Source organism: Bartonella sp. CM31XJBT (assembly GCF_028618555.1).
In the GTDB taxonomy this organism is placed as follows: domain Bacteria; phylum Pseudomonadota; class Alphaproteobacteria; order Rhizobiales; family Rhizobiaceae; genus Bartonella.
Genome location: NZ_JAQITD010000017.1, coordinates 13,555 through 39,562, shown reverse-complemented (window position 1 = coordinate 39,562; position 26,008 = coordinate 13,555). Strand labels below are relative to the sequence as shown.

Annotated in this window: 23 protein-coding genes and 4 pseudogenes; 6 read left to right on the top strand and 21 right to left on the bottom strand. The window is 38.5% G+C overall.

From position 1 onward, the window contains the following. Positions 1–2: 2 nt before the first annotated feature. The 4 genes from rnhA to cyoE all read right to left on the bottom strand — a co-directional run bounded on the left by rnhA (position 3) and on the right by cyoE (position 3,608). Positions 3–470, bottom strand: coding sequence for a ribonuclease HI (rnhA, locus tag PVV63_RS07645; RefSeq protein ID WP_273791355.1), 468 nt, complete (start codon positions 468–470; stop codon positions 3–5). Positions 471–475: 5 nt separating this feature from the next. Continuing rightward, positions 476–1,435 carry a homoserine kinase gene (locus tag PVV63_RS07640; protein ID WP_273791354.1) on the bottom strand — a complete coding sequence of 320 codons (960 nt, stop codon included), beginning with the start codon at positions 1,433–1,435 and terminating at the stop codon, positions 476–478. Beyond that, on the bottom strand, positions 1,435–2,490 hold the full coding sequence (gene ispH, locus PVV63_RS07635) for a 4-hydroxy-3-methylbut-2-enyl diphosphate reductase (RefSeq protein ID WP_273791353.1): 1,056 nt from the start codon (positions 2,488–2,490) through the stop codon (positions 1,435–1,437). The genes PVV63_RS07640 and ispH overlap by 1 nt, the downstream gene beginning before the upstream one ends. A 182-nt stretch (positions 2,491–2,672) precedes the next feature. Next, positions 2,673–3,608, bottom strand: a complete 936-nt coding sequence (cyoE, locus tag PVV63_RS07630; protein ID WP_273791365.1) for a heme o synthase — start codon at positions 3,606–3,608, stop codon at positions 2,673–2,675. A gap of 344 nt (positions 3,609–3,952) precedes the next feature. Between cyoE and PVV63_RS07625 the strand changes: the two genes are divergently transcribed. Further along, positions 3,953–4,492, top strand: coding sequence for an invasion associated locus B family protein (locus tag PVV63_RS07625; RefSeq protein WP_273791352.1), 540 nt, complete (start codon positions 3,953–3,955; stop codon positions 4,490–4,492). Positions 4,493–4,602: 110 nt separating this feature from the next. Further along, the gene (gene tldD / locus PVV63_RS07620) at positions 4,603–6,027 is read left to right on the top strand and encodes a metalloprotease TldD (RefSeq protein ID WP_273791351.1); all 1,425 of its coding nucleotides are present in this window, start codon (positions 4,603–4,605) and stop codon (positions 6,025–6,027) included. A 518-nt stretch (positions 6,028–6,545) separates the two neighbouring features. Here tldD and PVV63_RS07615 read toward each other — a convergent pair. The 8 genes from PVV63_RS07615 to PVV63_RS07580 form a co-directional block, all read right to left on the bottom strand. Further along, the gene (locus tag PVV63_RS07615) at positions 6,546–7,799 is read right to left on the bottom strand and encodes a class I SAM-dependent RNA methyltransferase (RefSeq protein ID WP_273791350.1); all 1,254 of its coding nucleotides are present in this window, start codon (positions 7,797–7,799) and stop codon (positions 6,546–6,548) included. After that, positions 7,796–8,539: a TlyA family RNA methyltransferase gene (locus PVV63_RS07610; RefSeq protein ID WP_273791349.1), complete on the bottom strand. Its 744-nt coding sequence runs from the start codon at positions 8,537–8,539 to the stop codon at positions 7,796–7,798. Before PVV63_RS07610 ends, PVV63_RS07615 begins: the two co-directional genes overlap by 4 nt. Before the next feature lie 16 nt (positions 8,540–8,555). Further along, positions 8,556–10,463: a 1-deoxy-D-xylulose-5-phosphate synthase gene (gene dxs, locus PVV63_RS07605; protein ID WP_273791348.1), complete on the bottom strand. Its 1,908-nt coding sequence runs from the start codon at positions 10,461–10,463 to the stop codon at positions 8,556–8,558. A gap of 236 nt (positions 10,464–10,699) precedes the next feature. Next, positions 10,700–10,954 carry an exodeoxyribonuclease VII small subunit gene (locus tag PVV63_RS07600; RefSeq protein WP_273791347.1) on the bottom strand — a complete coding sequence of 85 codons (255 nt, stop codon included), beginning with the start codon at positions 10,952–10,954 and terminating at the stop codon, positions 10,700–10,702. 7 nt (positions 10,955–10,961) lie between these two features. Then, complete coding sequence (ribB, locus tag PVV63_RS07595; protein WP_273791346.1) at positions 10,962–12,065, bottom strand: 3,4-dihydroxy-2-butanone-4-phosphate synthase; 1,104 nt, start codon at positions 12,063–12,065, stop codon at positions 10,962–10,964. 15 nt (positions 12,066–12,080) lie between these two features. Next, positions 12,081–13,169, bottom strand: a complete 1,089-nt coding sequence (gene aroC / locus PVV63_RS07590; RefSeq protein ID WP_273791345.1) for a chorismate synthase — start codon at positions 13,167–13,169, stop codon at positions 12,081–12,083. 146 nt (positions 13,170–13,315) lie between these two features. Further along, positions 13,316–14,134 carry an enoyl-ACP reductase FabI gene (fabI, locus tag PVV63_RS07585; protein WP_273791344.1) on the bottom strand — a complete coding sequence of 273 codons (819 nt, stop codon included), beginning with the start codon at positions 14,132–14,134 and terminating at the stop codon, positions 13,316–13,318. A 127-nt stretch (positions 14,135–14,261) separates the two neighbouring features. Next, on the bottom strand, positions 14,262–15,164 hold the full coding sequence (locus PVV63_RS07580) for a J domain-containing protein (protein ID WP_273791343.1): 903 nt from the start codon (positions 15,162–15,164) through the stop codon (positions 14,262–14,264). A gap of 324 nt (positions 15,165–15,488) precedes the next feature. Here PVV63_RS07580 and pdxH point away from each other — a divergent pair, with 324 nt between their 5' ends. After that, positions 15,489–16,112: a pyridoxamine 5'-phosphate oxidase gene (gene pdxH / locus PVV63_RS07575; protein WP_273791342.1), complete on the top strand. Its 624-nt coding sequence runs from the start codon at positions 15,489–15,491 to the stop codon at positions 16,110–16,112. Positions 16,113–16,350: 238 nt separating this feature from the next. On the opposite strand, the gene ubiA is transcribed toward pdxH, so the two are convergent. Beyond that, entirely contained in the window at positions 16,351–17,355 is a 1,005-nt protein-coding gene (gene ubiA / locus PVV63_RS07570; RefSeq protein ID WP_273791341.1) for a 4-hydroxybenzoate octaprenyltransferase, read from the bottom strand. Between the two features lie 90 nt (positions 17,356–17,445). Here ubiA and purD point away from each other — a divergent pair, with 90 nt between their 5' ends. Beyond that, the gene (gene purD, locus PVV63_RS07565; RefSeq protein WP_273791340.1) at positions 17,446–18,729 is read left to right on the top strand and encodes a phosphoribosylamine--glycine ligase; all 1,284 of its coding nucleotides are present in this window, start codon (positions 17,446–17,448) and stop codon (positions 18,727–18,729) included. A 1,067-nt stretch (positions 18,730–19,796) separates the two neighbouring features. Here the strand turns inward: purD and PVV63_RS07560 are convergent. The 3 genes from PVV63_RS07560 to PVV63_RS07550 form a co-directional block, all read right to left on the bottom strand. After that, positions 19,797–20,324 carry a DUF6101 family protein gene (locus tag PVV63_RS07560; RefSeq protein ID WP_012754813.1) on the bottom strand — a complete coding sequence of 176 codons (528 nt, stop codon included), beginning with the start codon at positions 20,322–20,324 and terminating at the stop codon, positions 19,797–19,799. A gap of 144 nt (positions 20,325–20,468) precedes the next feature. Further along, on the bottom strand, positions 20,469–21,878 hold the full coding sequence (locus tag PVV63_RS07555; RefSeq protein ID WP_273791339.1) for an FAD-binding oxidoreductase: 1,410 nt from the start codon (positions 21,876–21,878) through the stop codon (positions 20,469–20,471). A gap of 2 nt (positions 21,879–21,880) precedes the next feature. Then, complete coding sequence (locus PVV63_RS07550) at positions 21,881–22,843, bottom strand: L-threonylcarbamoyladenylate synthase (protein ID WP_273791338.1); 963 nt, start codon at positions 22,841–22,843, stop codon at positions 21,881–21,883. Positions 22,844–23,125: 282 nt separating this feature from the next. Here PVV63_RS07550 and PVV63_RS07545 point away from each other — a divergent pair, with 282 nt between their 5' ends. Both PVV63_RS07545 and PVV63_RS07540 read left to right on the top strand, forming a co-directional pair. Then, positions 23,126–23,407, top strand: coding sequence for a type II toxin-antitoxin system RelB/DinJ family antitoxin (locus tag PVV63_RS07545; RefSeq protein ID WP_273791337.1), 282 nt, complete (start codon positions 23,126–23,128; stop codon positions 23,405–23,407). A gap of 7 nt (positions 23,408–23,414) precedes the next feature. Beyond that, positions 23,415–23,696, top strand: coding sequence for a type II toxin-antitoxin system YafQ family toxin (locus tag PVV63_RS07540; RefSeq protein WP_273791336.1), 282 nt, complete (start codon positions 23,415–23,417; stop codon positions 23,694–23,696). Between the two features lie 60 nt (positions 23,697–23,756). On the opposite strand, the pseudogene PVV63_RS07535 reads toward PVV63_RS07540, so the two are convergent. The 5 genes and pseudogenes from PVV63_RS07535 to PVV63_RS10370 all read right to left on the bottom strand — a co-directional run bounded on the left by PVV63_RS07535 (position 23,757) and on the right by PVV63_RS10370 (position 25,896). Continuing rightward, positions 23,757–23,974: pseudogene (locus PVV63_RS07535) on the bottom strand (hypothetical protein). 146 nt (positions 23,975–24,120) lie between these two features. Continuing rightward, positions 24,121–24,322, bottom strand: a pseudogene (locus PVV63_RS07525) (hypothetical protein). Between the two features lie 66 nt (positions 24,323–24,388). Further along, positions 24,389–24,676: pseudogene (locus tag PVV63_RS07520) on the bottom strand (glycoside hydrolase family protein); the annotation flags it as partial. Further along, a pseudogene (locus tag PVV63_RS10510) lies at positions 24,671–25,684 on the bottom strand (hypothetical protein); the annotation flags it as partial. The pseudogenes PVV63_RS10510 and PVV63_RS07520, both read right to left, overlap by 6 nt. Beyond that, complete coding sequence (locus tag PVV63_RS10370; RefSeq protein WP_375645322.1) at positions 25,684–25,896, bottom strand: hypothetical protein; 213 nt, start codon at positions 25,894–25,896, stop codon at positions 25,684–25,686. The gene PVV63_RS10370 and the pseudogene PVV63_RS10510, both read right to left, overlap by 1 nt. Between the last annotated feature and the right edge of the window lie 112 nt (positions 25,897–26,008).

Genomic DNA, 26,008 nt, shown 5'->3' with positions numbered 1-26,008 from the left:
AATTATGCTGGAAAACGTCCATTTTCACGATATTGAGTAATTGCTTTGCGAGCAAGGGCATCTGCGCGTTCATTTTCTGGATGTCCCGCATGCCCTTTTACCCAGTGCCATCTGACTGTATGACAAGAACTAGCATCCTCAAGAGCTTGCCATAGCTCCATATTTTTAACAGGACTTTTTGATGCGGTGCGCCAATTATTCTTTTTCCAATCTTCAATCCACTTAGATATACCGTTACGCACATAAACTGAGTCTGTATAAAGATCGACCAAACAGGGCTCTTTAAGCGCCTTTAATGCACAAATAGCCGCCATGAGTTCCATTTGATTGTTTGTCGTATGAACCTTACCGCCATAAAGCTCCCGTTCATGACCATTCCAGCGTAAAATTGCCCCCCATCCTCCAATTCCAGGGTTCCCTGAGCAAGCACCATCTGTATAAATTTCAACGACTTTTTGTTGAGTTGCCATAAAATTTAAAAACCTAATTCACTTAGCGAATTTACATTACTGAAAAAACAAAGCTTGTGCCAATACTCCCATGGATCTTTCTTAATAACAAAGCTATTAGGCGGTGTATTAAACCAATCATATAGACGTGTGAGTAAGAAACGTAGAGACGCACCACGAGCTAATAAAACCATCTTGTCCAATTCTAAAGGGATCAATGGTCTTATTTTTTGATAACTTTCCAATAACTTACGTGCTTTGGTAAGATTATAGGAATGATCAGGCTCAAAGCACCAAGCATTTAAACAGATCGCTAAATCATAAGCAAAAAAGTCATTACAAGCAAAATAGAAATCTATCATCCCAGAAAGACGATGATTCACAAAAAAGACGTTATCATTAAATAGATCTGCATGAATAATGCCTATTGGTAAATTGAACGGCCAATTTTTCTGTAAAAAAGCCAATTCCAACTCAATTTTTTGTCCAAATTCTTTTAACAATGCATCTTCTTTGGTTTGACAACGTTGCCACAAGACCTTCCAATCCATAACAGAAAGAGTATTTTTACGACTAAGTGTAAAATCCTGTCCTGCTAAATGTAATTGTGCGAGCCCCATCCCCACTTCGCCACAATGATCTATATTGGGCTGGCGGATCCACTCTCCTTCCAGAAAAGTAATAATAGCGGCAGGACGTCCTGCTAGTTCACAGATCATCATTCCATCATTTTGAATAACAGGTTGAGGACAAGGAATTCCACGCTGTCCTAAATGCTGCATCAAGCGACAAAAAAAAGGTAAATCATCTTTTGAAATACGCTTTTCATAAAGTGTTAAAATAAATCGCCCTTGTGTTGTCTCTAACATAAAATTAGAATTTTCAATCCCCTCCTCTATACCTTGATAAGACAAAAGTGATCCTATTGCATAACGTGTTAAAAACACTTTTAAATCATTTGGGTGAATATCTGTATAAACGGCCATTATTCTGCTTTCGTTGTAGATATGTTTGTATTCTGATTTTCATTTTTTGCATTATTTGCTTGACCATTGACGAAAGCCATATCTTGAGACGTTAAAATGACGTCACGTAATTCGCGACTCACTAAAAATTTTTCCGTTTCTACCGCTGTTTCAGCTAATTCTATTGTGACATCATAACGCTCACGAAATGCTGAAATAATTTCATCAATAATAATTTCAGGAGCCGAAGCCCCTGCTGAAAGACTGACAATAGAAAGAGATTTTAGGTTTTCAAAATTAATTTCATCAGCGCGCTGAACTAAAATAGCTTGCCGCGCACCAGACTTTTCGGCAACCTCTACTAAACGTCGTGAATTAGAAGAATTTGGTGCTCCAACAATCAAAAACAAATCGCTCCCCTTTGCCGCTGCTTTAACCGCATCTTGTCGATTCGTTGTAGCATAGCAAATTGACTCAGCCGCTGGGGCTGCTAATGTAGGAAAACGTTGATGTAATATATCGATAATTCCTGCAGTATCTTCAACAGAAAGCGTTGTTTGTGTCACAAATCCTAATTTATCTGGATCATTGGGTTGATAATGCAAAGCATCTTCTATCGTTTCAATAAGCGTCACAGCCCCTTCTTCAAGCTGTCCCATTGTCCCTATCACCTCAGGATGACCAGCATGACCAATCAATATAACATGACGACCATGACGTTGATGTCGTATCGCTTGTTTATGCACTTTCGAGACCAACGGACATGTTGCATCGAGATAAAACAAATTATAGCATCGCGCTTCTTCTGAAACAGATTTTGGTACACCATGAGCAGAAAAAACAACCGGTTGATTGCGATGTTCTTCTGGAATCTCATCAAGTTCTTCGACAAAAACAGCTCCCCGTTGCTGTAATCCCTCAACCACGTAGCGGTTGTGTACAATTTCATGACGAACATATACTGGAGCACTATATTTTTTTAATGCAAGCAGAACAATCTGGATAGCACGATCAACCCCTGCACAAAATCCACGTGGACCACAAAGACGTATCGTTAAAGGGGGAAGTCCAGACATAAATCATCCTTAATCTCTATAGTTTTAGCTATATATTCAAACAACCTATTATTATACATGAATAAGCAATGTAAAAAAACGCGCAATATCATCTTTTGCATAAGAACAGACTCTATCGTGTTTTCTTACAGAATTTTCTTGAAGAAAAGCTCTTTTTAAATTTGCTTTTTCATTTTATTTGCCTAAAGAGCGATAAAATACCAAACAAGAGATTCAATCAAAAGAACTCCAAAGATAGCTGCCAAATAGAGTAACGAAAAGAAAAACGTTTTTTTGGCCATCAAAATAGTTTCATTATGTGTATCAGCTTTCCATAAACGATAGGCAAAATAAATAAAGATAATGCTTAAAATTGTTGAAAAAATAGCATAAAAAATTCCGCCAAGACCAATAAAGCAAGGAGCAGCAGCACATAATGCCATCAAAATAGTATAAAATAAAATCTGTTTTTTTGTTGAATGTTCACCTCGTACATTAGGCATCATAGGGATGCCTGCAGCCTCATAATCAAGAGATGAAAATAAAGAAAGAGACCAAAAATGGGGGGGGGTCCACATAAAAATGATCAAAAATAATAAAAAGCTATCAATACTCACTGTCCCTGTTGCCGCGGCCCATCCAATCATTGGTGGAAAAGCCCCAGAAGCACCACCAATAACAATATTTTGTGGTGTGATACGCTTTAACCAAATTGTATAGATAACGACATAAAAGAAAATCGTAAAAGCAAGAAAAAATGCCGCAAACCAATTAATGAAGCTCCCCATAACCAATACCGAGAGCATAGAAAGAACCATGCCAAAAATAAATGCCTTTTGAGAGCTGATTTTACCCATGGGAATGGGACGCTTTTTAGTCCGTTCCATCACAGCATCAATGTCAGCATCATACCACATGTTCAGTGCTCCCGCACCACCGCCACCAGCAGCAATACATAAAATTGCTAAAAAACCATACCACGGATTGATAGGAACAGGAGACACCATCAAACCAACTAAAGCCGTAAAGATCACAAGAGACATAACACGTGGCTTTAATAATGTGATATAATCACTAATAGTGGATTTTGGTGGCGTTGATTTACCATTCACAACCGATAACTTTTCTGAAACTGACATTCCACTCAAAGCCCTTTTCCATTTCTGTCATTCACAAACCCAATATTATCTGACAAATATTATCTAGCGTATGGAAATGACCAATTAAGACCAATCGTATTTTTGAGAAAATATGAAATATCTCTTTCGCACGTATACCCTAAAAGTAGATGAAAATACTGGCAATAAAAACACATTTTTTCAATCAACGTTCTTTCCCATATTACAAGTGTATCATAAAAATATATCCTATGAATTAATATATTTGGGTAAATACTGATTTTGTGTTATAGTTTTTTATAGGGAATTCATTTTTTATGTAAATCTATGCATGGTTGTGAGTGTTAAGTCGGATAGGATTTTCTGTGATACTTTATAAATTACTCAAAAAAACTTTTTTTATTGGCACTGTTTTTTACACACTTTATAGTAGTTTTATCAGTCATGCATTTGCACAAACACCCTATGCGCAAAGTGTCCCTGCTCCACAAACCTATGGTGCATGGACAAAAGTTTGTTCTCTACCACCAGGTACACCTAACATGCAGTGTGAAGTTGTACAAAACGTTCACACACAAGGGCGTCAAGATATTACCTTGCGCGTTACATTTTATAAACTTCCTCAAAAGCAAGGTGCCTTGATGCGTGTTTTTGTTCCGATTCGCGTTGAATTACGTCCTGGCGTTGGAATTAAAATTGACGATAAAAATATGGGCAGAATGGAATATCGTCGTTGTCTTGGTGATAATTGTGTTGCTGAAGCCTTTCTTAAAGAAGACATATTGCAGCTCTTTTTAAAAGGAAAAATGGCAACCTATTTTATCTTTACAACTCCGGAACAAGGGATTGGAGGTTTTGTTGACCTTCATGGTCTTGGCGACGCCTATGCAACCTTACCAACATGAGTGAAATCAATACACTTTAAACGATTGAAATTTCATCGTATATTTTGAAAGATTCTTAAAATTAGATTGATAAAAATCTTCTAAGCCCCCATAAAAATAGGATAATTCTTATGAAATCGCTGATTGATCATTTTGATATTGCTTCCTCTAAAGTGCAATCACTTGTACAGGAAACACTTCATCATGCTGATGATGGTGAGCTTTACCTTGAGTACACAGAAAGCGAAGCTCTTTTATTTGATAATGGGCAGCTTAAAAACGGCTCATTTCATCAAGATATGGGATTTGGACTACGCGTTGTTGCTGGAGAGGCTACTGGATATGCTCACTCTAGTGAGTTATCAGCTGCTGCACTCAAACGTGCCAGTGAAGCTGCTAAAGCTGTTACCTATAATAATCATGCAGGGCCTTATAGTATAGCACCTCAACAAACAAACAAAAGACTTTATCAACCGCATAATCCCCTTGATGCTCCATCATTTGAAGAAAAAAGTGCTCTTTTGCAAAAAATTGATGCCTATTTACGTGCTAAAAATGATAAATTGCATCAAGTGACTGTTTCTCTTTCCGGCTCGCTACAACATGTTGAAATTTTACGTGCAGATGGTTATTTGGTTCGTGATATTCGTCCCCTTGTGCGACTTTCTATATCTGTGGTCGTAGCTGAAGGCAATCGACGTGAAAATGGTTTTTATGGGTGTGGAGGGAGACAAGCATTTAACCAATTTATTCATGAAGACAATTGGAAGAAAGCTGCAGATGAAGCCTTACGTATGGCTTTAACAAATTTAGAAGCAGAAGCAGCACCTGCTGGATCTTTTGATGTTGTCTTAGCCAACGGATGGCCTGGTGTTATGCTCCATGAAGCCGTAGGTCATGGTTTAGAAGGTGACTTTAACCGTAAAAAAACATCCGCTTTTGCTGGACTTTTAGGACAACAAGTTGCAGCAAAAGGTGTTACAGTTGTTGATGACGGAACAATTCCACAATGCCGTGGCTCTCTCACTGTTGATGATGAGGGGACCCCTTCAGGATATAACGTTCTCATTGAAGATGGAAAGCTCGTTGGTTTTATGCAAGACAGGCTTAATGCACGGCTTATGGGAGGTAAATCAACTGGAAATGGACGGCGTGAATCTTATGCTTATGCACCAATGCCACGAATGACCAATACAATCATGCTAGGAGGAGATAAAACACCTGAAGAAATCCTTTCTTCACTTAAAAGTGGTATCTATGCTGTTTCATTTGGTGGAGGACAAGTTGATATTACTTCTGGAAAATTCGTCTTTGAATGTACTGAAGCATACCGAGTAGAAAATGGTAAAATTTGTGCACCAATCAAAGGGGCAACTCTTATTGGAAATGGACCGGATGCTATGAAACGTATCACAATGATTGGTAATGATAGTAAACTAGATAATGGTATTGGTATGTGTGGAAAAGCTGGCCAAAATGTCCCTGTTGGTGTTGGCCAACCTCACCTTCGAATCAATAATATGACAATCGGTGGAACTGCGCTTATAGAGGAATAAGCTTGCTCATTCCTTCCCCGTATTGCTTCCTTCTCGTCTATTACGACTATTTTGTGAGGGGGTACAATGCATTGATTTATAAAGATAATCTAGCGTTATTCATATTGTATTAGAACCTTGAATACCGTAAGATTCTCTCATTTTAAATCTGTGTCTGTTGAACCAATCAAAATCATTCGTTTATACATTACAGGCAGGGAGAGTTATATGGATAAAAACTGTACAAGAAAGAACTAAAGATTCTTCTTATGGACCGTCTCAAGTACCAAGAATTTTAGAAACATTGGGAGATGGCAAATATAACGATGGAACAGGCTTATTCAGACACATATTCTTCGTAATCCATTCGTCTTTTTTGTGGTTTTTTTGTGTGGGGTAACTTGTCTTTTATATTTCATAATAAAAAAGCACTTTCTACATTCAGTGCTCTTAGATCAACGAGAAAAAGGTTATTATTATAGATAAATTTTGGAGAGATTTTATAATAATACTCAGGTAAACTTTTAAAAAAAATTAGGCTAAAGTTTCCAACCTTTCTTTTTTTTCTTTTTGCTCAAAACAGCAACAATTTCGACATGTGGTGACCATAAAAATTGATCGATCGGTATGATTTTTTCTACTGTATACCCCCCTGCAACAAGAAGAGATAAATCACGAGCAAATGTAGTAGGATTACAAGAAATTGCCACAACACGTGATACTGTTGTCTTCGCTAATTCACGTACTTGTTGCTCTGCACCAGCACGGGGAGGATCAAAAACAACACTCTCAAAACATTCAAGTTCCTTTACAGAAAGGGGATGTCGGAAAAGATCACGTTTTTCACAAGCGACCGTTTTTAAACCAGTCGCAAAACGTGCTGCTGTATTTAGATTTCTTAATGCATCTTCATTATTTTCTACTGCATGAACACTCATCTTTTTTGCCATACGCAAGGTAAATGTTCCTACCCCTGAAAACAAATCAACAGCATTCTTTGCTTTTTTTAAATGAGTCAAAATAATATTGCCCATTATATTTTCCGCTTCACAAGTTGCTTGCAGAAAACCACCAGAAGGAAATTCAACACGGACATCTCCAAAGTAAATCTCTGGTTTTTCTCGTTCAACCAAAACTTCACCGTCAACAGATAAACGTATAATCCCATATGAAAGAGCAGCACTGATCATTTTCTGACGAAGTGATTCATGGTGTATAATGCAACCGCTTAAAGCAACATCTAAACCATTTTCAACACATGTTATCGTAACATGAAACCGTTTGGCAGAGTTCTTTAGAAAAGCACAGAGCTCTCTGATATTATGCAACTGAGAAATAAGCTCTGGACGGCTTACTGGGCATTCCTCAAGAGCTACAATCTCATGAGAGAGATAACGGTTAAAACCAACTTTTTGCCCCTGTGGGGTCATGGATGCTGTTAGAGTAATCCGCCGTCGGCTATAAGGTTTACATTCTATTAAAGGCGCAACAACATTATTAAGTCCATACTTTTTAAGCGCCTCAACAACCAATTGTTGTTTCCATACGCGATAAGCATCCATATGCCAATGCTGAAGAGTACACCCTCCACATTCTCCAAAATGCTGACAAAGAGTATCAATGCGTTCTGATGATTTTTCTTTTAATGCTATATATGTTGCATATTTTCCATGAACAGTAATTTCAGCACACTCTCCTGGTAAAGTAAAAGGAACAGAAACGAAGCCGTGAGACGTCTTAGCAATACCATAACCATTTGCTCCGATATGATCGATTATGACATTGTCATTCACTCTTGTTTTTCTCCGAATAGTAAATATTCCACGTTGCCATCACCACCTGTAATAGGGGAAGAAATTAAACCTTTTGCACTCCACCCTGTTTGTGTATTTACCCAAACAAAAAGTGCCTCAGCAGTTTCTTTAGCACTTGATGGACTTAATATTCCTCCCTTACTAAAATGTTTACGACCAACCTCAAACTGAGGCTTTACCAGTAAAACAGCTTGGGCACCCTTCTTGGCTAAAGACAACACGGGAGGCAATGCAAGTTTGAGAGAAATAAAGCTAACATCTGAAACGATAAGATCAATTTCTCGCCCACCTAAATGTTCCTGTTTAAAATCTCTGACATTCAAGCCTTCTAATAACGTTATAGCACTGTTGCCCAATAAACGTTTATCAAATTGATGATGCCCAACATCAACAGCAATGACATGATCTGCTCCACGCTCTAAGAGAACTTGCGTAAAACCACCTGTTGATGCACCAACATCAATGGCTGTCACTTTATCTGTTATAATTGGAAATGCATCAAGTGCAGCAATCAATTTTAACGCTGCCCGAGAAACATAATTCTGCGCTGGATCACAAACGGTAATCTCTGCATCATCAAAAACGATTTGCCCAGCTTTAAAAACGATTTCTCCGTTAACTTTAACAGTTTGGCGCATAACAGCATCACGTGCGCGTGAACGTGTCTTAAAAAAGTTTTTTTCAACTAAAAGAATATCGAGTCTTTTTCTGGCAGCCATCTCATACTCGAATTTTTTATCCTGTTCGAATCTCGCGGTCCAAAGCTGTAAAAACCGTGTTGACAATGCCCATAGCATCAAGCCCGATACGTGAAAGAACTTTTTCTGGTGAGCCGTGATTCAAATATTCATCTGGAAGTTGTAGTGTACGAACTTTCAAACCATGCTCTAAGAGCCCTTCTTGCGCTAAAAATTGTAATATGTGCGCTCCAAATCCACCGATTGCCCCTTCTTCAATTGTTACCAATACCTCATGCTCACGTGCCAAACGACGCATCAAATCCTTATCTAAAGGTTTTGCAAACCGTGCATCTGCAACCGTTGTAGATAACCCTTCAACCTCCAACGCATCAGCAGCTTGCAACACTTCTGACATCCGCGTTCCAAAACAAACCAAAGCGATCTTATTCCCTTCACGCAGAACGCGCCCTTTTCCAATTTCTAATAACTCACCACGTTGCGGTAAATCTATACCAATCCCCTCACCACGCGGATAACGAAAAGAAATTGGTCCCTGATCATAAGCTGCAGCTGTACGCACCATATGCATCAATTCAAGCTCATCAGAAGGTGCCATAACAACAAACTCAGGAAGAGTGGACAAAAAAACAATATCAAAACTTCCAGCATGTGTTGCGCCATCTGCCCCCACAAAACCTGCTCGGTCAATAGCAAAACGTACCGGTAATTTTTGAATTGATACATCATGAATAATTTGATCATAAGCACGCTGTAAAAAAGTAGAATAAATTGCAACAAAAGGCTTATACCCTTCACAAGCAAGTCCTGCCGCAAAAGTTACGGCATGTTGCTCAGCGATACCAACATCAAACATTTTTTCAGGAAATTTTTTCGCAAAAGAATCAAGACCTGTCCCTGTTGGCATCGCTGCTGTTATGCCAACAATCTTATCATCATGGTGAGCTTCTTCTATTAAAGCTTTAGAAAATACCTTGGTATAGGGTAGAATATTACTTGATGCTTTAACCTGTTTTCCTGTCGTGACATCAAAACGATTAACACCATGATATTTATCAGACGAGGCCTCTGCAGGTGGATATCCCTTTCCCTTATGGGTTACAACATGCACCAAAACAGGACCATTAGGATATTCACGAACATTTTTAAAAACAGGCAATAAATGCCCCAAATTGTGCCCATCTATGGGTCCAACATAATAAAAGCCGAGCTCATCAAATAAAGTTCCCCCAACCAAAAGGCCACGCGCAAATTCCTCTGAACGACGGGCCTTATCCAAAAAAAACTTTGGCAATTTTTCGCTCAACATCTTTACGCGTTCACGCAAATGACGATAAGAAGGACGAGACACTAATCGTGCAAGATGTGCACTCATAGCACCTGTAGGTGGTGCTATAGACATATCGTTATCATTAAGAACAACAATCAAGCGCGCATTCAAAACACCAGCGTTGTTCATTGCTTCATATGCCATACCCGCAGACATTGCACCATCACCAATGACAGTTATGATATTGCGTCTTGTCTCTGCTTTCAAAGCACTTGCCACCGCCATGCCAAGCCCCGCTGAAATAGAAGTAGATGAATGCCCCGCTCCAAATGGATCATACACACTTTCTGAACGTTTTGTAAAACCAGATAATCCGCCCTCTTGACGTAATGTGCGAATTTTTTCTCTACGCCCCGTTAAAATCTTGTGTGGATAGGTTTGATGACCAACATCCCAAATAATCCTATCCTCTGGTGTATTAAAAATATAATGTAATGCAACAGTGAGCTCAACAACACCAAGTCCCGCCCCAAGATGACCACCTGTTACAGAAACCGCATCAATTGTTGCTGTCCGCAACTCATCAACCAACTGTACCAAATCAGACTCATGCAATGCCCGCAAATCTTGCGGAAAACAAACACGGTCAAGCAATGGTGTTAGGACCTGAGACAAAAAAAATCCTTTCTATTATCTTAACTCAAGAAAACGCAACGAAATACATCTTCTCTACTCTTATTTACAGTTTTGCATCTTTTTTTACTGAAAAATGCTCTTTTCTATTGAGATGAACTATAATTTCCTCATTTTTAAATTATTATATAAAAAAGAAATCAATAAATTTTTCTGTTTATAAACTAAGGTTATTGCATCTCTTAAGTCCCACAATAAATATCCAAAAAGATTTAATATTATTTAGCATCAAGTGGTTCTACTCCTTCTGGAGAACCTTCTTCTGAAAACTGGATTTTTTCAACTTTAGCTTCAGCAACTCTTAAGAGTTTTTCACAATGCTTTTTAAGCGCTTCACCGCGTTCATAAATATCAATGGATTGTTCCAAAGGCACATCGCCACGTTCCAAATTTTCGACAATAACTTCAAGTTGCTTAAGCGCTTGCTCGAAACTTAAGGTCGTAATATCCCCCTCTTGTATCTCTTTTTTCATATGAACCTCAAAAAATATCTGTTCTGGATATACGAATTCCAAAACCTTCCAAACCTACATAATGGCGCTCTTTAGAAGCATAAACAATAACAGAGCCTATTCCTAAATATTTTAAAATTTGTGATCCTAAACCAATTTTGCGCCATTCTTCTTCGCGTTCAATCGCCTGCACATGGTTTTCTGAACTGTCTCTTGCCATGTTTTGAATATCAATAGCTGATTGTATAACAGATCCTTCACGCAAATAAATAAATACGCCACGTTTTTCTTTTTCCATCATACGCCGCATCATCATCATAATATCTGAAGTTTGACAAAAAACGTCATTTATAATGTTTTCATGATGTAAATACACAGGAATATCCTCCCCCTCACGGACATCACCAAAAACAATTGCAATATGCTGAACGGCTTCCCAAGGGAGTTGATAACTTTGAATAATAGCGGGACCTACAAATGTTTCAATAGGCATTTCTCCAACATTTTTGATCAATATTTCCTTACGTTGGCGGTAAGCAATTAAATCTGCAACCGTTATAATATGCAACCGATGTTCTTGCGCAAATTTCATAATCTGATCGCCATGTTTAACGCTTCCATCATCATTAACTAACTCACCGATAACACCAACCGGCGGCAAATTAGCTAATTTACATAAATCAACAGCCGCCTCTGTGTGACCTGAACGCATGAGCACCCCCCCTTCATGCGCAATCAAAGGAAAAACATGCCCTGGACGAACAAAATCATCCGCACTTGCATTTGAATTCGCAAGATTACGTACAGCTAATGTACGGTCATGTGCTGAGATCCCTGTTGTTATGCCGTGTTTAAAATCAACAGTAACCGTAAATTGTGTCCCATGTGCAGAATTATTATCTGGTACCATAGGAGAAAGATTAAACCGTTTTGCTTCTTTTTTTGGCATAGGTGTGCACACAATACCTGTTGTGTGACGAAGAATAAACGCCATCTTTTCTTCTGTACAATGCGCTGCAGCAACAGTTAAATCACCCTCATTTTCACGGTCATCATCATCTGTTACCACAACAATTTCACCGTGTTCAAAAGCTTTAAGTGCAGAAACAATTTTTTTTTCATCATACGCCATTGTTCACCTTCTCAATCACCCAACTTGACCGCGATGTCTTAGATAATGGTCAGCAATAGCACAAGCAACCATCGCTTCACCAACAGGAACGGCACGGATCCCAACACATGGATCATGACGCCCCTTTGTTATAACGTTTATATCATGACCATCAACATCAATAGAGCGACGAGGTGTTAAAATTGATGAAGTAGGCTTTACAGCAAAACGTGCAACAATTGGCTGTCCACTCGATATTCCCCCTAAAATACCTCCAGCATGATTTGATAAAAAAAGCGGTTTTCCATCATTTCCCATTCGCATTTCATCGGCATTTTCTTCTCCACTCAAGCGGGCTGCCGCAAAACCATCACCAATTTCCACACCTTTTACCGCATTAATCGACATAAGTAACGAGGCAATATCTTGATCAAGCTTTGCGTAAATAGGGGCTCCTAAACCTGCCGGAACATTTTCTGCAACGATCTCAACAACCGCTCCAACAGATGTCCCCTCTTTACGGAGTTTACTGATATAATCACTAAAAATGTGAACCATCTCTGCATCAGCTGTAAAAAAAGGATTATTATCAACCTCTGACCAATCCCAACGATCACGATTAATATTATGAGGACCAATTGCTATCACTGCTCCTCGTACAATCAAACCAGGAACGATTTTACGAGCAAATGCACCAGCTGCAACACGTGCTGCCGTCTCCCGTGCCGAAGAACGTCCCCCACCTCGAAAATCACGAATGCCATATTTAATATCATAAGTATAATCCGCATGTCCTGGACGATACTGATGGGCAATCGAGCTATAATCCTTCGAACGCTGATCTGTGTTTCGAATCAACAGAGAAATTGGTGTACCTGTTGTCACCAATGTCGTCCCATCGTCTTGAACAACAACTCCTGAAAGGACCTCTACTTTATCTGATTCTCGGCGCTGCGTTGTATATTTTGATTGTCCTGGTTTGCGTTTATCAAGATAAGCTTGAACTTCTGCAAGAGTAAAAATAATTCCAGGTGGACAACCATCAATGACACAACCAAGAGCAGCACCATGACTTTCACCCCATGTTGTTACACGAAACAAATGACCAAATGTATTATGCGACATGAAAAAGATCCGTTTCTCTGTCAAATATTACAACGACAACGCATGTTGTATGCTATACACAAGGTAGCTCTTTGCGCTCAAATACTCTTAGCCACTTTAAATTTGGTCAAATTACTGCTGTCCAATAAAATCCTATAAACCAAACTTTATTCTTTAACGACAGAAATGTCTGGTGCATCAACGGCTTTCATACCTATGATATTATAACCCGAATCGACATGATGGACTTCACCAGTAACAGAACGAGACAAATCTGAAAGAAAATAAAGCGCAGAATCACCAACCTCTTCAATTGTTACCGTACGACGTAATGGAGCATTATATTCATTCCATTTTAAAATATAACGAAAATCACCAATACCAGAAGCTGCTAACGTTTTAATGGGTCCAGCAGATATAGCATTAACACGAATATTTTGAGGACCTAAATCTACCGCTAAATATTTCACGCTCGCTTCGAGAGCCGCTTTAGCAACCCCCATTACATTATAATTTGGAACAACCTTTTCTGCTCCATAATAGGTCAGTGTCAAGATTGAACCACCATCTGGCATCAATTTTTCTGCACGCTTCGTTAGAGCCGTTAGGGAATAAACGGAAATATTCATGGTCATCATAAAATTTGATTCGCTGATATCAATATAACGACCACTTAATTCATCTTTATCAGAAAAACCAATAGCATGAACTAAAAAATCGAGTTTTCCCCATTTCTTCTCTATTTCTTTAAAGACCGTATCAATAGAGACACTGTCAGAAACATCACAATGTCCACAAACAAACCCCTTTAATTCTTCAGCCAAAGGCTCAACACGCTTTTTCATTGCTTCACCCTGATAGGTAAAAGCAAGCTCTGCCCCTGCGCTACTTGCCGCTTTAGCGATTCCCCAAGCGATGGAGCGATTATTGGCCAACCCCAAAATTAAACCACGCTTACCGTACAATAAACCATTACCCTTAGCCATCAGCACTGCCCCATTGTTACTTAAAATTAATATTATTCATCTGCCTATGACACAGGTCAACTTTTTCTTCAAGCAATTGGTTTAAAATCAAACAAAAACTACGCTTTTATATATAAAAATTTTAAAATTAATCTTGTTGCATTTGCAAAAACTGTTCTAGCGCGGCATTTTCACCTTCCGGCAACATAATGCGAACATGCACATAAAGATCATCTCTTGTACCATTTTTTAAACGAAGCCCTTTCCCTTTCAACCGTAAAACGCGATCAGAACTTGACCACGCAGGAATCGTTAAAACCACACGTCCCTCCAACGTCTCAACTTCTTCTTTTGCTCCCAAAACAGCATGTTTAAGAGAAACTGGTAAATCAAGATGAAGTGCTCTTCCTTCAACCCGAAAACGAGGATGTTTTTGAATCTGAATGGTTATCAACGCATCTCCTGCTTGCCCAAGAGCTACCTCTTCTCCCTGACCTTTTAAACGAATAACCTGTCCGTCTTCAATATAATATGGAAGTTTAATTTTTAACTTTTTTCCATTTGGAAAAACAGCTTCCACCTTTTCTGCGCCAACCATCTGCTCTAATGTTATGGCAAGATTAGCACGCACATGTGCTCCTTGTTGGGGACGGTTATAGTGTGTGGAATTCGAAAAGCTACCTCCTCCTCCAAACAGATCCCGAAAAATATCACTCGCATCAAAACCTGCACCACCTGAAGAGGAAAAATCAAATCCCTTTGCTCTTCCTGAAAAAGGATTTTGTTTATTGCTAAAATTTTCACCAGTACCATAGGCCTGATAAAGCGGTTTTCCTTCCATATCAATTTCACCGCGGTCAAATTGTGCCTTTTTATCTTTATCACCTATAATTTCATAAGCTTGATTAATTTCAGCAAATTTTTCTTTAGCCTTTGCATCATCTCTATTATGATCTGGATGATACTTCTTTGCTAATCTTCTAAATGCCGATTTAATCTCTTGCGATTTTGCGGTACGTGCCACACCCAGAATCGTGTAGGGATCACGCATATTGCCCTCTTTTCAATTTCTTCGTTTTCAAAATATCAACTGATACGTTGTTAATACCCTTTATAGCTTCATCAATCTATTCTAGAGAATAATTTCTTCTTTTCTCTTTATATGTCTATCAATAAACTAAAATACCAGATAAAATGAGATATTTATTTAATATAGCTCCTTGTAGTCTATGCTAAAGTAAAAATAATTAAACTACCATAGAAATACACGATAGCATTGGCTTTTTGAAAATAAGGAAAAATGGTACTGTGACTTCTTGATGATAAAGTAAATGAGAAAATGCCTCACCCATGCTCACTGATATTTGGAGAAACTATGAGCAAAAAAATACCAACAGATGATCATTTTATGCAAATGCAAAAACCTTTTGAACTTTTCGAAAAGTGGCTTGAAGAGGCAACGATAAGTGAAATAAATGATCCGAATGCTATGGCATTAGCAACAGTTGACGAAACAGGACTCCCTAATGTTCGTATGGTTCTCCTCAAAGACTACAGTCCCCAAGGCTTTGTCTTCTATACCAATTATGAAAGCTGTAAAGGACAAGAAATTTTAAAATCAATGAAAGCATCCCTAGGTTTTCATTGGAAATCGCTCCGTCGTCAGGTCAGAATTAGAGGAATTGTTGAAAAAGTAAGTCAACAGGAAGCCGATGCCTATTTCCAATCGCGACCACGTGGTAGTCGAATTGGTGCATGGGCATCTAAACAATCTCAACCTTTAGACAATCGTTTTGTGCTCGAAAAAGCAATTGCTCAATATACTGCGCGTTATGCTCTAGGTAATATTCCACGACCACCTTATTGGTCTGGGTTTCGTGTTAAACCCCTTTCTATAGAGTTCTGGTGCGATCGCCCATTTCGTTTACATGATCGTCTGCTTTTTACACGCGATTGTATTGAAAACAATGATTGGAAAAGACAAAAACTTTATCCCTAATCCTTCAAACTTCATCGTTATGAAGATTTTTTCTTCCCAACAGTTAAACAAATATTTTTTATTTGAAAAATTCTAAAAGAAGATGATGTATTTTATTTAAATAGAAGAATTTCATTTCCACTGTAACAGTTGATTAGTAATATTTTCTACTGTATCGCTTAAAAATAGATTAGCAACAAGCTTATTTAAAAAAAACATACTGTATTCAGTAGAAACTATGATTTTAGCTAACTTATTTTTAGACCGCAGGATAAAATATCGTCCATATACCCCCACATACTAAACCAGCAAAAATCACAAAACCAATAAGCGAATTAGATTTGAAAAGCCTGAGGCATTGTGAACTGTCATCTATATCAATGACTTTAATTTGAATAAACATATGGATACTTGCCACAAAAATCCCCAAAAAACTAAGAACAGGGACTCCAGCTAAATAAAATGCTAGACTAATGAACATCACAAAACCACCATACAAAAATACTAAAGCACGCTTGGTTGCTTTACCAAAGAGAAGAGCCGTAGAACGGACACCAACAGTAACGTCATCTTCTTTATCTTGATGTGCGTAGATTGTATCATATCCTATGGTCCACAAAATTGATCCCACATAAAGCAAGATTGGTGCCCAGCTTAAACTTCCAAAAACAACAGCCCACCCCATTAATGCCCCCCAATTAAACGCAACGCCTAAAAAAAACTGCGGCCAATATGTTACGCGTTTCATAAAAGGATAAAATGCAACAGCTATCAATGACGAAATACCTAGAAAAAAACTAAACCTATTAAATTGTGATAAAACGACTAAACCAACAAAACATTGCACAAGGATAAAAACTCTCGCTTGAAACCGACTCACATGACCTGTCGGCAATGGGCGAGAACGTGTCCTTTCTACCTGAGCATCAATTTTATGGTCAATAAGATCATTCCAAGTACATCCTGCCCCTCGCATAGCAATAGATCCCAGAAAAAAAAGAAAAAGATACCAAACCCAATGAAGAAACATTGATAAAAGAGTATCGTAATGCATTTTATAAGAGAAAAAAGCCATTGTTGTTGACCAAAAACAAGGCCACATCAACAATTGCCATCCAATAGGCCGATCCCAACGCGCCAATTGCGCATAAAACCATAAAGAACAGGGAAGGAAATTGTAGACCCATTGTTTGGAAGATGCATCCATAACCCGTCCTTGGCTATCATAGGACTGAACATGCGCGATATTTTTATTTTTTTTCATCAAATGATTTACCTTTGGTCTTGCGATAGAGACATTTCATTCTTATGAGAAGGGGATGAGATTAATCATCTTTTATGAGAGGAGCAAGCAATGAATATTCTTCTTATTGGCTCAGGTGGACGAGAACACGCTTTAGCATGGAAAATAGCAGCATCACCACTGCTAACAAAGTTATACTGTGCTCCTGGAAATCCTGCAACAACAGAATTTGGTGAAAATATTAATTTAAACATTGATGACCATTCCCTTGTTATTGATTTTTGTAAAGCACGTTCTATTGATCTTGTAATTGTAGGACCAGAAGCACCATTGGTTGCGGGTATAACAGACTCTCTTAATAGCGCTAACATCTGTGTATTTGGTCCTACTCAAAAAGCTGCTCAACTAGAAGGTTCAAAAGCTTTTACAAAAGATTTATGTCGTAAGAATAACATTCCTACAGGAAGTTACCAATGCTTTAATGATGCCTCTAAAGCTAAAGCTTACATTCAGCAACAAGATGTTCCCATTGTTATTAAAGCTGATGGCTTAGCAGCTGGCAAAGGTGTTGTGGTTGCAACAACTATGGAAGAAGCATTTAACGCAGTTGATGCCTGCTTCAAAAGTACATTTGGAGATGCAGGAAACAAAATTGTTGTAGAATCTTTTCTTGAAGGTGAAGAAGCAAGCTTCTTCTGCCTTTGTGATGGTAAAGTTGCTCTTCCTTTTGGATCTGCTCAAGATCATAAACGTGTAGGTGATGGGGATATTGGAGCAAACACCGGTGGTATGGGTGCTTATTCACCAGCGCCCATCATGACCAAAGAAATAGTGAATCGTACTCTCAAAGAAATTGTTGAACCAGCTTTAAAAAGCATGAAAGAAATGGGCGCTCCCTTTAAAGGTATTCTCTTCGTCGGATTAATGATAACGCAAAAAGGACCCGAATTAATTGAATTTAACGTACGATTCGGTGATCCTGAATGTCAAGTTTTAATGATGCGCCTCAAAGATGACATTTTGCCAATTTTTCTTGCTGCTGCTCAAGGAAAACTTGAAAATAAGCCTCTTCGGTGGTCTGAAAAAGCTGCTCTCACCGTTGTTATGGCTGCTAATGGTTATCCAGACTCCCCCCAAAAAGGTACTGTTATCCGTAACGTTGATCAAGTAAACTCTCTTCCCGATGTGAGAGTTTTTCAAGCTGGTACAGTGTTGCGTGATGGAGAACTCATTGCAAATGGTGGACGTGTTCTCAATATAACTGCAACAGGAAAAACGATTACGCATGCACAAAAACGTGCCTATGAAGCAGTTGATTGTATTGATTGGCCAGAAGGTTTTGTTCGTCGTGATATCGGATGGAGAGCCGTTGCGCGAGAAAATAAAATCCTTTGAATATTCTTTTTTACGATTTTATTATTTTATATAAGAGCATGACACACAAATTTTCTCACTGTTTTACGTTGACCATAATTTTGAAAAAATGAGTGTGCTTTCCTTTGAACAATCAAATATTATAAATAGAATATCTACTCATGATAAAATAGGAAAATTTTTTGAATCTGAAAATGTAATATAAAATGATCATTTTACTGTTACTTTAAACGTATTTTCTCATCACTTTTATAAACACTTTCTTTCTTATAAAGTCCTGAAGAAAAACATATATACTATCATTTCTTTTATCTATCGCGTTTTTAATGAAATTCCGCTTTTACAAAAAATAAAATGCCCAAAAAAGATAGTTATATTATTCACATACAAATTCTTAAACAATACCTCTCATGCTCATCACTCCCATTTTACGACACTACCTGCAAATAGTATAAATCCACTCTTCCATCTTTCTGGAATAAAAACCGATACCATCTTTGTATTTTCCAACTCTCAATATTACGATAACCCTTTCTATCTAAATGATTTTGATTATAAGAGAGAGAGATGAAATAAGAATATTCTGCAATATTCAAAGCTCTCATTCAACATGGAGAAATTATTTATAAAAAAATTCAAAAACACTTCCAGCAATCTGCTGGTGTTTTTATGATGTGGCAAAAACCCAAAATTATACCGCCAAAAAAAACAGTTTCTATTGTTATGAAAACCGTTTTTACCTCTCCGAAAAAAGCGTTTTACATAATCGATTTCTGCTGCCAATGTATGGTGTCAAAAAACTCTCATTTACAATCATTGACTTCCTCTTTTTGTTTTCAAGAACCAAAAGTCACACCAAATCCCGTCTGTAAAGGTCTGGATTCTCATTGAGCGGGTTCCTCTTGCTTCCCACTCCTATGCTGCACTTACACAAATACCTACAAGCAAACTTAAGAATATTTGCCATATCTCCTAAAACACTTCATGTGTGAAGTTTACATGCCTTATATTACCGCTCCAAACAACGATGTTTTACAGCACAACAAGATAAATGCTGACGGTAGTACAAAAATAAATGCATGTTAATATTACTGGAGTGCAATTCGATTCGCAATCACCAAACGCAAGCCTAACGGATTGCTATAACGAAGTAAAAAACGCTTTTGTTTAGAATGTGCTGTTGTACCAAAAAATCGATGTAAATCAGAACGATCTTTTACAACCAGAATGCGATTATCTTCATTGATCATAAGCATGGGAAGGCCATAAGTATCCGCCCATAACCGCCAATCCAGAAGAACATTATTCAAATCTCTGGAAACCAAAAGCGGTATACAAGCTTCCTCATCGGCATGAAGTAATTCTAATGCAACAGCTCTTTCTCCTGAACGCGTTTTTACGGTACGTGCTGCAATTCCTTGGAAATGATAAGGGGGTATTAAATGCGATAAACTTGAAGGCATATCCGTTTTAAAAGAAACACCACGCTCATTTAACGAACAAATAACCTGATTACCCGTTTTGGATGAAAAATATGTCGTCGTTTGTGGCAAATGGCACGGATCTAACCGAAATTCAAGCACCGCTTTTGCCTGATTAAAGCATTGATTAGCCATATACATTATCCCAATTTATCTTAAATAACATACACCCTTTAGCAGCTTTTTCTCATTGGATTATTAAAAGTTTGAATAAAAAACAACTGGTTTCTTTTTTGGTTATTAAAATCTAAACAAAAATACATGATCACCATTCTTGAATTATAATACTTTTCCAGGATTCATTATCCCTAAAGGATCGAGCGTTTTTTTAATCCCTTGCATAATATCCAATGCGACAGGCGATTTAAAAGAACGAAGTTCTTCGCGCTTAAGCTGACCAATTCCATGCTCAGCAGAAAATGCACCTCTATAGTCCACCACTAAACTATGAATGCGATGATTCATTGTTGACCATAACTGCAAGAACACTGTCGTATCAGCTCCTACAGGTTGTGTAATATTATAATGTAAATTTCCATCACCCATGTGTCCAAAACAAATCACCCGTGCTCCTGGAGCAATATCTTCTACAATAAGCGCTGCCTCAGCAATAAAATCAGGAATAGAAGCAAGTGGGATTGCAATATCATGCTTAATGGACCCTCCTGCTAACTTTTGTGCTGATGATATACTTTCTCGTAATTGCCAAAAAAAATCTTGCTGTTTTAAAGATTGCGCAACAACTGCATCTTCTATCACCGCATTCTTTAAAGCTTCTTCTAAAATAGTACTCAATACCGATAATGCCTCATCATTGCCTTGCAACGATGAAATGTTCATTAATACATACCATTCATGTTTCCGCTGAAGAGGAGGCTTCTCACACATCTTATAATCTAAAGCCATTTGCAAACTGAGATTTCCCATGAGCTCAAAACCTGTCAACATCCCTCCTCCATATTCTTGAGCCAGAGATAAAAACTCTAAAGCCTTCGCCGGACTATATAATCCCACCAAAGCAACAGCTTTTCCTTTTATTTTTGGAAACATCTTCAAAACGGCTGCGGTTATAACTCCCAATGTGCCTTCTGCACCAATAAAAAGATCTTTTAAATCGTAACCGCTATTGTCTTTTTTAACAAAACGCAAATCATCTAAAATACGCCCATCCGGTAAAACAACTTCTAAACCAAGACAAAGATCACGCATATTGCCATAAGCTAAAACAGCTGTCCCTCCAGCATTCGACGAAAGATTGCCTCCTACTTGGCAAGAACCTTCAGATGCCAAAGAAAGAGGGAAAAAACGACCTGATTCATCCACTTTTTTCTGTAAATCCTGTAAAATAACACCAGCCTCTACAACAACAAAATTTCCCTCAAGATTTATAGCTCTAATCTTATTTAATCGCTCCATGGATAAAAGAACGCTCCCTCCTCTTTCATCTGGTTGTTGTCCCCCCACAAGCCCTGTATTTCCACCCTGTGGCACAATCGGTGTGCGCGTTTTGCTCGCTAACTGCATAATCGATGAGATCTCTGCGCAAGAAGATGGACGTAAAAGTAAAGGTGTTTTTCCATGAAAAAGCCCACGCTCTTCAAGCAAATACGGCGCAATCAACGCTTGATCTGTTATAGCATGCTTAGCACCAACAATTTCCCTAAACCCCTCAATTAATTCCTGCTCCATGTTCATTTCTCCTTTGGAGCTGCAGCCCGTATAAGACGATCATTGATAGCCTCCCCTAATCCGTATGATGGAATAGGTTCTACTGCGATACATCTCACTTTAAATGAATCTAATTCCTTCATATATTGAAATAAATGAGAAGCTGCCTCTTCCAACTTTCCATCTTCGCTAAGGTTTAAAATAGAAACGGCATTTTCAGCCCCCATAACACGCTTTGAACCAAATGCTAAAAGCGCTTCACCATTTTCCACCTTTTCTACATTCAAACGAACCGTGGCATTGGGGGCATAATGCGATTTTAACATCCCAGGAGCTTCAATCGCCGCCCTTTGATCTATCCGTTTTAAAGACTTCCCCACAACTTCTTCAATTTTATCAGCCGTAAGCCCCCCTGGACGCAAAAGATAAATATTTTCACCACAAATTTTAATAATCGTTGATTCTAGTCCTATTTTAGCAGGTCCTCCGTCCAATATTAAAGGAACAGATTCCCCCAAAGATGCAAAAACAGCCTCAGCTGAAGTAGGGCTAAGACGCCCCGATTGATTCGCACTAGGAGCAGCAAGTGGACGGCCAAAATGTTGTACCACTTCCGCAAAACGACTGTCTGGAAAACGAACAGCCAAGGTATTCAAACCAGAGGTTGTTAAAGGATGGATATTATGCTGTTCCTTTAAAGGCAAAACCAATGTCAAAGGCCCTGGCCAAAATTCCTCCATTAATTGGCGTGAAAGAAAGTCAATTTCAACATAACGTTGTGCCATTTCGATGCCGCTAACATGCGCAATAAGAGGATTAATTTGCGGACGACCCTTTGTAGAATAAATAGAAGAAATTGCCCTCCCATTGGTTGCATCGCCCGCTAATCCATAAACAGTTTCCGTTGGTAACGCTACTAACTTCCCTTTTTCAAGAAGCGCTATTGCTTCTCTTATCGAAGCACTATCGAGTGGTAGAATCGTCATGATACATCATTTCTATAACACTCTTTTAGTGATATTATGCTCTTTTTTATTCATATATCACATTGATTTTATATAGTTTTTTTTAAAAGTGCGAGGTTCATAAATAAAGGTTAGGGAATAGGATTTTCCAATATTCTTCTACAAAACATATCTTATTCTGCCAACTTTCTCTAATCATTTTTTGAATTTTGCTAAGTTCTCTTGTGAAAAGCTATTGTTGAAACTCTTAACATAAACTTAACGTGTAGTACATTGTACTACAATTGAATAGGAGGTTTAGCAATGGGAAAAATTCAAGCCCGCATACCTGATGAAGTTCAAGAAATTGCAAGTGCAGTTATTAAGTCTACGGGTTTAACTGTATCGGATGCAGTACGCATGTTTATGACCCGCATTGCTAGAGATCGAGCATTACCGCTTGATCTATTCCAACCAAATCCGGAAACATTACGAGCTATCGAGGATGCTGAAATGAGACGCATCGAACATACATCATTAGACGGCTTAAGGACCATGATACGGGAAGATAGAACCGAAATGCGTAAATCTGAAAAGCAAACCTAAGCTTGCTATGCGGGAAATTGTCTATACGCGTTCATTCCGGTGTGATCTTAAACATGAAAGCAAAGGTAGGTATGCTAATGCACTAGAGGAGAATTTACTGCTTGTGGTCAAAGCGTTAGCGGAGAATGAACCGCTAACGGCGCATTGGAGAGATCATGCACTAACATGTCAATGGCGCAATTGTCGTGATTGTCATATCAAGCCAGATTTAGTTGTGATCTATCGAAAGCCAGATACCAAAACACTAGAGCTCTTACGACTTGGTTTGCATTCTGAACTACGCTTATGATTGGATCTCCAATTCATAGTAAAAAGGATTTTTCGAAGTTTTGCTTGTATGACAGTTTTTCTAATTCTTTAAGAACCATTGTTTTAAATGTGCGAAGATGTTGTCTATTGCATCCATGAGGCGTGCAAAATCAAGGATAAGCAAAAAAAGAAAAAATGCTATCCACTTCATCAAGCGAGACATCATTTTCACGCTTTGATAGGTGATGATCATTTCTTGAAGCATTTCTTTTCTACTTCTGTAAGCTCTGTGTGTTTTTTGGATTTTTTTCTAACCATGTTTCCACCCACACAAGCGTTGACCCTGCTTGTTATGCTTTAAGAGCTCTCTTCCTAAGTTTGAGCTAATGGTGTTCAGATCTTGCCGGCTTAAATAAACAGGTAACCAACCAACACAAGAAGAAGCATATTTATTTGTCGCGCAATCAATCAAAGAGAGCAGCACGCACATCAGCAGCACTTTTTTGATTAACTTCACTTTCCACCTCCAGACGTATTGTGGCTGCTTTTAAAGCTTTTTCTGTTTGCTTTTGTTGTTCTGCTTTTTTTCCAAGAGTAAAGGCTCTTGCTAAAATCATAAAAAAAAGCGGCTAAAGCCGCACCTGTTAGCATCAGATTTCTTTTCATCCATAAGATTCATAGGCAGTGCTCCTGAAAAGGTTTAGCAACAAATAAAATACCAGCATATGCGGCTCAAACCATAATGGCGGCTAAAGCCCATTGAACTAGACCATTGCCCGCTAAAAAACCGCCAAGACCTGAGAAAAAACCAATAATGGGTGCCAATGCTTCTGCTTTACCCCCCGTTTCTACTGTTTGATAGTTAGAGGAAACATAAGCACCTTTCGTCCATAGCCCTTGCCTCTGATACACGCCGGAGTACAAGACCTTGTAAACGTTTGCCTCTTGGCTTTGGTCCATTTTCTGCAATTCGGTTGGTACAGCTTCATAATCACCCCGATTAAGCCTTTTAAGCAATGTTCTATAGCCTTCTTGAGGGCTTAACGTGTTGCCTATGATTTTCATGGCAAGATCTGGATATTGTGTGAGTGCTTGCGCATCTTCATCGCTATACCCTTTAGAGCGTAAAAATTGCAAAGTTTGTTTATGTTGTGCACGTACATTATTGCCCTGCCGCATAAGGATAGATGCATTTGAAAAACTTTCTTGTGGTGTCTTTCCTAACGCAAGCCCCGCAAAAAAATCCATTAAATGCTCGGAAAATTCTGATTTTCTAAAACGCTCCCATAAGCTACTTGGATTTGCTCCTGTCTGAACAAAGTTATCAAGTGACTTGATATAATCTGTTTTTTGTTCAAGATCACCACTTGCTTTTAAATGCTCCTCTTCTGGTAAGTGTGCATTCAAATGTTTTTCTTCTCCTATGGGTGCCTCAAAAAGCTTTTCCTCATCATTTCCAGAATTGTTTTTCAAAGAGTTTTCCGCTATAGATTTCTCATTAAGTTGAGCAATATAATCCATCACATCTTTTTGCTGTCGCCCAGCTTCATCCCCACTAGACTGATCAATGTTCCCAACAAGTGGAGATTGAGGAATCATTGATGCAAAACCTCCCTGCTCTGAAAAGTCATGCTTTTGTTGCTCTGGCGCCTCTTGTATCTTAACAGTATCCTTTGAAACATCCGGCAATGGAGGCATTTGGCGCTTTAAATCATCTGTAGACATAATCAATTCTGTGGGCGTTTTTTTCCCAGCTTCTCCTCCTCCTGTTTGAGAACCGCGAATAAGCTCTGTAGGACTCAATTTTTGTGGAGTATCAGCCCCATTGCTCGCATCAAAAGGGTTTGTGCTAAAAGCAACACGTTCTAAAAAACTTTGCGTGTATTGCCCTTACAACGGCGTGCTTAGAGGGGTAGAGAGTTGTTGAAATAAATATCTAGGTAACTGCGGTATAACCTGATACATAAAAGGACGCAAAAATTTTGGATCAAACAACTTTGATAGAGAATTCGTGTTTTCTTGTTCCATCACTGCACCCTTTCCATCTCAAAGCCAAGCTTGCCATAATCCACATGCAAAAAGCCTGTCGCCTTATGCAAGAAAACAGCTTCAGGTTTTGACTTCAAAACATCTTGCGCCATCACCCCGCGATAGCGCTCTGGATAGCCCTTGTAATTATACTCATAGAGTTTGTGTCCATCTCGCTGCCCTACTCGTACAATATTTTCTTTCGATCTGATGTCGCTAAGCCCAGCAAAAGTACCAAGGATAGTTCCAACATTTCCAACAATCTCTCATGGATTAGGTTTTGGCTACAACAAGATATTGATTTATAATGATAATCTAGCGTTA

Bases quoted from the DNA above. Each gene is read 5' to 3' on its own strand.
- rnhA (WP_273791355.1), bottom strand. From the start codon at position 470: ATGGCAACTCAACAAAAAGTCGTTGAAATTTATACAGATGGTGCTTGC.
- PVV63_RS07640 (WP_273791354.1), bottom strand. From the start codon at position 1,435: ATGGCCGTTTATACAGATATTCACCCAAATGATTTAAAAGTGTTTTTA.
- ispH (WP_273791353.1), bottom strand. From the start codon at position 2,490: ATGTCTGGACTTCCCCCTTTAACGATACGTCTTTGTGGTCCACGTGGA.
- cyoE (WP_273791365.1), bottom strand. From the start codon at position 3,608: ATGTCAGTTTCAGAAAAGTTATCGGTTGTGAATGGTAAATCAACGCCA.
- tldD (WP_273791351.1), top strand. From the start codon at position 4,603: ATGAAATCGCTGATTGATCATTTTGATATTGCTTCCTCTAAAGTGCAA.
- PVV63_RS07610 (WP_273791349.1), bottom strand. From the start codon at position 8,539: ATGGCTGCCAGAAAAAGACTCGATATTCTTTTAGTTGAAAAAAACTTT.
- PVV63_RS07600 (WP_273791347.1), bottom strand. From the start codon at position 10,954: ATGAAAAAAGAGATACAAGAGGGGGATATTACGACCTTAAGTTTCGAG.
- ribB (WP_273791346.1), bottom strand. From the start codon at position 12,065: ATGGCGTATGATGAAAAAAAAATTGTTTCTGCACTTAAAGCTTTTGAA.
- aroC (WP_273791345.1), bottom strand. From the start codon at position 13,169: ATGTCGCATAATACATTTGGTCATTTGTTTCGTGTAACAACATGGGGT.
- fabI (WP_273791344.1), bottom strand. From the start codon at position 14,134: ATGGCTAAGGGTAATGGTTTATTGTACGGTAAGCGTGGTTTAATTTTG.
- PVV63_RS07580 (WP_273791343.1), bottom strand. From the start codon at position 15,164: ATGCGTGATCCCTACACGATTCTGGGTGTGGCACGTACCGCAAAATCG.
- pdxH (WP_273791342.1), top strand. From the start codon at position 15,489: ATGAGCAAAAAAATACCAACAGATGATCATTTTATGCAAATGCAAAAA.
- ubiA (WP_273791341.1), bottom strand. From the start codon at position 17,355: ATGAAAAAAAATAAAAATATCGCGCATGTTCAGTCCTATGATAGCCAA.
- purD (WP_273791340.1), top strand. From the start codon at position 17,446: ATGAATATTCTTCTTATTGGCTCAGGTGGACGAGAACACGCTTTAGCA.
- PVV63_RS07560 (WP_012754813.1), bottom strand. From the start codon at position 20,324: ATGGCTAATCAATGCTTTAATCAGGCAAAAGCGGTGCTTGAATTTCGG.
- PVV63_RS07555 (WP_273791339.1), bottom strand. From the start codon at position 21,878: ATGGAGCAGGAATTAATTGAGGGGTTTAGGGAAATTGTTGGTGCTAAG.
- PVV63_RS07550 (WP_273791338.1), bottom strand. From the start codon at position 22,843: ATGACGATTCTACCACTCGATAGTGCTTCGATAAGAGAAGCAATAGCG.
- PVV63_RS07545 (WP_273791337.1), top strand. From the start codon at position 23,126: ATGGGAAAAATTCAAGCCCGCATACCTGATGAAGTTCAAGAAATTGCA.
- PVV63_RS07540 (WP_273791336.1), top strand. From the start codon at position 23,415: ATGCGGGAAATTGTCTATACGCGTTCATTCCGGTGTGATCTTAAACAT.